Genomic DNA, 2,903 nt, shown 5'->3' on the forward strand with positions numbered 1-2,903 from the left:
AGACCGTAGGGCTCCTCCCAGGCGGGGGTCACCACGGCCACCCGGGCACTGCCGACGAGCGCGCACAGGGCCCGCTGGTCCAGGTGGCCGACGTGGCGCACGTCGTCGCCCAGCCGCGGTCGGACCTCACGGTCGACGTACTCCTCGTCCAGCACGGGACCCGCGAGCAGCAGCGGCATCCCGGCCCGCCGGGCGGCGTCGATGGCCAGGTGCGGCGCCTTCTCGGGCACCATGCGCCCGCTCCAGACGGCCGGCCCACCACCGGGTCCCGGCACCCATCTCTCGGTGTCGACGCCGTTGAGGATCGCCCGGCTCACGACCGCACCCCGCCACGCGTCGGCCGTGCACCGGCTGACGGCGACGAAGACGGCGCGCGGCGAGACGTGCGTCAGTGCGGACCGCAGCCACGGGGTGGGTGGCGTGTGCAGGGTCGTCACCATCGGGATGCGCAGCACGTCGGCCATGGCGACCGGGAGGTGGTGGATGCTGTTGTTGTGGATCACGTCGAAGCGCTCGTGACCGTRGCGCATCAGGTCCAGCATCAGCCCCTGGTAGGCGTGGTGCTCCTGCATCCACCAGTGCGGCGGGTACGACGTGTCGGACCGCTCGCCCACCTCCGGCGCGAGCTGCTCGACCGCGAGCTCCTCGGCCCCGAGGGCGGGGTCGGAGCCGGGCGCGGCGAAGAGCGTGACGTCGTGACCGCGCTCCGAGAGCCGCCGGGCCAGGGCGTGGGTGTGGGCCTCGAGGCCCCCCGCGAAGGGCTCGCGGATGGGGAACCGGCTGGAGCCGATGATGCAGATCCGCAGCGGCGTCACGCCAGCAGCCGTCGGTAGAGGTCGAGGTGGGCCGCGGCGACGCGCGCACGCTGGTCGCGGCGCGCCTCGAGGTCGGCCGGCGGGGGCGGTGCGGTGCGCGCGGCGAGGAGGGCGGCGGCCAGTGAGTCGGCGTCGTACCGGTGCTCGTCCATCCGGTAGGTCAGGACCGGCCCCTGGTCGGCGTAGAAGCCGCAGTCGGGTGCGACGACGGTCGTCCCCAGGTCGCGGCACGCCTCCAGCCATCCMGAGTGCGTGCCGAAGCGGTAGGGCAGCACGGACACGTCGAGGCCGGCGAGGTAGTCCCAGAGCTCGTCGTCCGACAGGTAGTCGTGGACCTGCAGCTCCAGGTCGCCGCGCTGCTGCGCGTCCCTGAGGTACGACGCCAGCGCGGCGTCGCGACGCGCCCCTCCCTCGTCGAGGACGTCGCGGTGGCCGTTCACCAGCAGCCGGGCGCCCGGCACCGCGCGGACCTGCTCGACCAGGGTCGGCAGGATCGCGAGCGGGTCCATGCTGGCCCGCAGGCTCTTCACGTGCAGGCCCACGGTCCACGGGCCACCGGATGGCCTCTGCCGCAGGGTGCGGGCCGTGTCCAGCTCCACGACGTGCGGGTGCGGCAGCACGAGCGCCTCGACGCCCCACCGCCGTGCGATCTGCGCGGCCGCGCCGGCCGTCAGCGTGATGACCGCGTCGGCCGCGGGCACCAGGACGTCGAGCTGCGCGTCGTGCTCGCGCCGGTCCGCGTGATGTGGGTTGCGCAGGTCGTGCACCGTGACGACGAGCGGGATCCCCCGACGACGCAGCACCGCCACGAGCTCGCGCAGCCCGTCGGGCGTGCACGTGTCGAAGCCGAACTGGATGTGGAACACGTCGATGTCGGCCGTCTCGGCCCAGTCGGGCCGCAGCATGACCGGGGGCCACCAGCGCTGCTCGGCGGAACGGCGCGGGTCGTCGGGGTCCGGGTCGCGCAGACGCTCGACCGCGTCGACGCCGTCGGCCGGCGACAGGTGCCGGACGTAGACATGACCGGAGGGCACGCTCGCGACCCGCAGCGACTCGCTGTCGGACCGGGCGTCCCTCCCCAGGGCCTCCCTCGTGATGCTCACGCAGAGGTCGTACCCCGTGGGGGACGTGCATGCGCCGGCCCCACCCCTAGGGACCGCGCCGGCGGCGGGCGACCTGTCAGCGGTTGCGGTCCGCCAACGCCTCGTCGAGCAGGCCGACCAGGGCCTCGAGCTGGACGTCCACCGACGACGCGATCTCGTCGGCCCCGTCGAGGGCGCGCGCGGCCAGGCCGGCCTTGCTGTCGATCAGCTCGGCGATCTTGGAGTCGATGGTCTGCGCGGCGATGATGCGCCACGCGGTGACCGGCTCGGACTGGCCGATGCGGTGGATCCGGTCGATGGCCTGCGTCTGCTCGGCGTCGGTCCACGAGAGCTCGGCCAGCACCATGTTGGAGGCGACCTGCAGGTTGAGGCCGACGCCGGCGGCGGAGAGCGAGCAGACGATGATCGAGGTCTCGGGGTCGGAGGTGAAGGACTCGAGGGCAGCGGCGCGGGCCTTGGCGGTCTGGTCGCCGCGGATCGACACGTACTTGATGCCACGACGGGCGAAGCCCTCCTCCGCCTCGTCCATCACGTCCACGTGCTTGGCGAAGAAGACGACCTTGCCGACGCTGCGGGCCAGCTGGGCCGTGTAGTCGGCGGCCAGCCCGGCCTTCGCGCGGCCGATGCGGCGCATCATGGAGAAGACGTTCTCGCCGTCCTTGGCGGCCTCCATGTCCTCGCGCTCCCACTTGGCCACCCGGCGGACGAGGTCGCGGTCGATGCCGTCGACCTCCGGTCCGGACGTGCGCGCCTCGAGCGCCGCGTCGTAGCGGGCGACGAGCCGGCGGGCCAGCTCGCGCTCGGCCTCGCGGATGGAGCGACCCTCGGCACCCTCGAGCTCGACCGGCAGGTCGGCCACCCGGCGCGCCGGGATGTCGGCGGCGACGTCGATCTTCTTGCGCCGCACGATGCCCATCTCGATGACCGAGCGCCGGGCGTTGGGGTAGAAGCCCGGCTCCCCCGGCATGAGGCCGGTGTCCTCGAG

General features: G+C 73.6%; 3 protein-coding genes. All 3 read right to left on the bottom strand.

Translation table 11 applies throughout. The annotated features are described in order from the left end of the window. Positions 1-815 (bottom strand): glycosyltransferase (locus ACXJKL_RS18620; protein WP_457208493.1); only part of this gene is annotated, 815 nt, incomplete at its 3' end. Continuing rightward, on the bottom strand, positions 812-1,918 hold the full coding sequence (locus tag ACXJKL_RS18625; RefSeq protein ID WP_457208494.1) for a glycosyltransferase: 1,107 nt from the start codon (positions 1,916-1,918) through the stop codon (positions 812-814). The genes ACXJKL_RS18620 and ACXJKL_RS18625, both read right to left, overlap by 4 nt. A 76-nt stretch (positions 1,919-1,994) precedes the next feature. Then, the coding region (locus ACXJKL_RS18630; protein WP_457208495.1) for a helicase-related protein at positions 1,995-2,903 on the bottom strand (909 nt) is incomplete at its 5' end.

This window comes from Nocardioides sp. P5_C9_2 (assembly GCF_054049555.1).